This is a genomic window from Halanaerobium saccharolyticum, assembly GCF_003053565.1.
GTDB lineage: Bacteria > Bacillota > Halanaerobiia > Halanaerobiales > Halanaerobiaceae > Halanaerobium > Halanaerobium saccharolyticum_B.
The window spans coordinates 1-3,743 of the sequence record NZ_QAXS01000072.1; the positions used below are offsets into that span (position 1 = coordinate 1).

The window sequence follows — 3,743 nt, forward strand, 5'->3', positions numbered from 1 at the left end:
TGGTTTCTGTGATATCTTTGTCCATAGTATATGCTCCTTATTTTTTGGGATTTGGACAAAGACTATCCTAATCCCAATTATAAGGAGTTTTTCTATTTTAAGCAAGTATTTTCGTTAAAAACAGAACTTGACTTTTCTTAAATATTTTTATGCAATGCTAGTGTAAAAATATAGATGAATCATTTAAATTAGTGGCAGAGATAGATAATTTAGAATCAGAAGTAGATATAATAGAAAGATTGTTAATTTCACGATTATCAAAAAGGGATGACCTGGATTATGGCTTAAAGATTTTATACAGGGATTTTATTACAATGATAGCTAATATTTCTGATAAAATTGAGGATGCTGGTGATGAAATAGAGATAATAATAGCCCTGAGGAAGGTTTAAAAGATGTTCAGATTAATAGCAGGTATATTTCTAGGTTGGGCTCTGGGTTCAAATGATGCTGCCAATATTTTTGGAACAGCAGTAGCTACCAGAATGGTTAAGTTTTGGACTGCTGCAATCCTGACTTCAGTATTTGTAATTCTGGGAGCAGTACTGGAGGGAGCTGGAGGAATGGAGACTTTGGGAAGTTTGTCTTCCCAAACAGTAAATTCCGCCTTTATAACTTCCCTGGCAGCAGCATTAACTGTAACTTTAATGACCTATTTTAAATTACCGGTATCAACCTCACAAGCCATAGTAGGAGCTATCATTGGGGCAGGTATAGTTAGACAGTCTATTGATTTTAGTCCTTTGGGTAAGATAGTATTGGCCTGGGTATTAACACCAATAGGGGCTATGGTAGTAGCCTTCTTATTATATATAATCCTGGGTTGGGGGGTTGAAAGAACAATAAAAGATGTAGTGACTTTAGATAAAGTACTCAAGATGGGATTGATTCTGGCAGGTATATATGGTGCTTATGCTCTGGGAGCAAATAATGTGGCTAATGTAACAGGAGTTTTTGTAAAGTCAGGTATGATAACAGTCTTTCAGGGGGCCTTATTAGGAGGATTAGGTATTGCCAGTGGGGTTTTGACTTATAGTAAAAATGTAATGATGACAGTAGGGAAGGGAATAACTGAATTATTACCTTTTAGTGCACTGGTGGCAGTGCTGGCAGAGGCAACAACTGTTTATATCTATGCCAGAATTGGAATACCAGTATCAACTTCCCAGGCAATTGTGGGAGCAGTAATGGGGATTGGTTTGATTAAAGGAATGAATTATCTAAATAAAAATACGATTAAAAATATATTATTTGGATGGCTAGGAACCCCTACAATTGCAGGGATAATTAGTTTATTGTTAACTTTGATTTTTTAGAATGTTTACAGTTCTTTAATATTGATTTAATATTTTGGAAACAAAATAATGTTATGATTAAATTGTTTTAAAAAAATAATTATGGATAAAGGAAGGATGAAGGTTTAAATGTACAGAATTGGACATCGAGGGGCCTCAGCTTATGAACCTGAAAATACATTAATAGCTTTTGATAAAGCTATTGAATTAGGAGCTGATATGGTTGAGCTTGATATAAGGTTATCAAAAGATGGAGTATTAATGGTAAGTCATGATTCTGATATAAGCAAGTATACAGATGGTCAAGGTTATATTGAAAATATGACCGCAAAGGAGATTCAGGAATATAGAATTGAAAAAAATCAAAAAATCCCAACATTAAAGGAAGTATTTAATCATTTAAATGGCCGCTGTGGATTATATATTGAGATTAAAGGTGAGTACTTAGAGGATAAATTAGTATATTTGATAAAAGAAGTTGGATTTAATGGTCCGTTAATTGTGGGTTGTTTTGATGCTAAAAAAATAGAAAAAGTTAAACAACTTGATCCATTAATTGAAACTTCTTTAATGGTAGGAACTCCTTATGATAATTTTATTGATAAAACTTTACAGATTAAAGCTAATTATGTTCATTTTTGTTGGGAACGCTTTGAAGACCCTCATACATTGATAAAAAAAGAATTTATGGATGAAATTCATGAAAAAGGGTTGGAGGTAATAATCTGGCATGAAGAACGCCCTGAAGTAATCAAAGAAGTTGAAAAATTTGATATTTATGGAATATGTGGGAATAAACCTGAATTATTATAGCTTTTGTTAGATAGTTTTAGAATAATAAATTAGGGGGTGATAAGGCATAAGGAAAATTTTACTTTGGGTTTTTGAAGGGTAGTCTAACGATTTTGACAAAATTAAAATTAGGAGGGAAAAAATGAAAAATTTAAAGGGAATCTTTTTGTTGGTATTGGCAATGTTTTTGGTTTTAACTTGTTCAGTTATAAGTATGGCTCAGGAGGATGTTGAGGTCATAAAAATTACTGCCTGGACAGTAGGTCCGGATAATCCTTCAATATGGCGTGATAAAAACTTAATTGAGGCTGCTAATCGTTTAAATGCAATTTATGAAGAAGCAGGAATAAATAAGAGGATAGAGATAGAGACTGATTTCTGGACACAGCAAAAGACTAAATATTGGCAGAGAATTTTACTGGCTTTTCAGTCCAATGATGCCCCAGATATAATCGTAAATGGTCATGAAAAAATTGGACAATATGCTTCTGCAGGATATCTCTTGTCATTGGATGAATATAAAGAAAAATATAAGAATCTTTTAGGAGATATTTATGAAACATTATGGGATGCAGGTAAATTTAAGGGTCATTATTATGGTGTGCCTCAGGATACTGAAGCCCGTATGATGTATTTTAGAAAAGATATGCTTAGAAAACTTGGTTATTCTGATAGTAAAATAGAAGAACTAAAGAAAAATGTTGCGAATGGTACCTTTACTTTAACAGATATGGCAGAACTGGCTAAAAAGGTTAAAGATGCTGGTCTGGTTGATTGGGGTTTATATCATCGTCCTACTAATGGTGTAGATTGGTTCCAGTGGTATATTTCCTTTGGTGGAGTATTACAGGATCAAGAAACAGGAAAATTAGTTTTCGATAAAGCAATATATAAGAAGTTCTTCCAATACTATCACGATATAGTATATAAATGGGAAATTACACCATCCAGTATGACTGATTATGGTTGGTCTTCAATTCATAAAGGATTCCTGGAAGGAAAGGCCTTCTTATGGCAGGGTGGTAGTTGGAATTACGCTGAATGGTTGTCAGATTATGGATTAACTCCGACAGAGGGTGAAAAAAATATAGACTTTTTCTTGATGCCAGTTGGAGATAAAAATGGCAAACCAAATACACTTTCTCATCCATTGATGTATATGATCAATAAAAATAGTAAACATCCTGAGATTGCTTTCCAATTAGTTGCTTTAGCTTCAGCTCCTGATTTGAATTTACGTCATGCTTTAAAGAGTGGGCATTTAGCTATTAGAAAGGGCGAAGCTGAAATTCAAGTATATCGTGAAGATAAATTTACAGCTAATGCTACAAAATTACTTGATTATACTATGACTATGCCTAATCATTCAATGTGGCCTAAATATCAGGATGTTATTTATCAGACCATTAAAGGTGTTGAAGGTGGACAATTAAGTGCAGATAAAGCTGTTATTTTTGCAGCAACTCAATTACAGAGGCAATTGAAGGATGAAGTTATCATTAAAGACTGATTTAAAAACTAAATCAAGGGGATATATCTTATCCCCTTGATTTATATTAAATGAGGATTCTCGGCTAAAGCCAGAAAGTAACAGTCTAAAAAAGTAATAATTGTAATAAATAACTAAAATATTGAACTTTGAAAACTCCATACTGA

Annotated in this window: 4 protein-coding genes; all 4 read left to right on the forward strand. The window is 33.1% G+C overall.

The window, feature by feature from the left end:
- Window positions 1–170: 170 nt before the first annotated feature.
- The 4 genes from C8C76_RS14820 to C8C76_RS14835 all read left to right on the forward strand — a co-directional run bounded on the left by C8C76_RS14820 (window position 171) and on the right by C8C76_RS14835 (window position 3,597).
- Window positions 171–392 (forward strand): DUF47 family protein, encoded by a 222-nt coding sequence (locus tag C8C76_RS14820; RefSeq protein ID WP_108142998.1) that lies wholly within the window; start codon window positions 171–173, stop codon window positions 390–392.
- Between the two features lie 3 nt (window positions 393–395).
- Window positions 396–1,316, forward strand: coding sequence for an inorganic phosphate transporter (locus tag C8C76_RS14825; protein WP_108143000.1), 921 nt, complete (start codon window positions 396–398; stop codon window positions 1,314–1,316).
- Between the two features lie 108 nt (window positions 1,317–1,424).
- Window positions 1,425–2,108, forward strand: a complete 684-nt coding sequence (locus C8C76_RS14830) for a glycerophosphodiester phosphodiesterase (protein WP_108143002.1) — start codon at window positions 1,425–1,427, stop codon at window positions 2,106–2,108.
- Window positions 2,109–2,229: 121 nt separating this feature from the next.
- Complete coding sequence (locus C8C76_RS14835; RefSeq protein ID WP_108143004.1) at window positions 2,230–3,597, forward strand: ABC transporter substrate-binding protein; 1,368 nt, start codon at window positions 2,230–2,232, stop codon at window positions 3,595–3,597.
- Window positions 3,598–3,743: the final 146 nt, after the last annotated feature.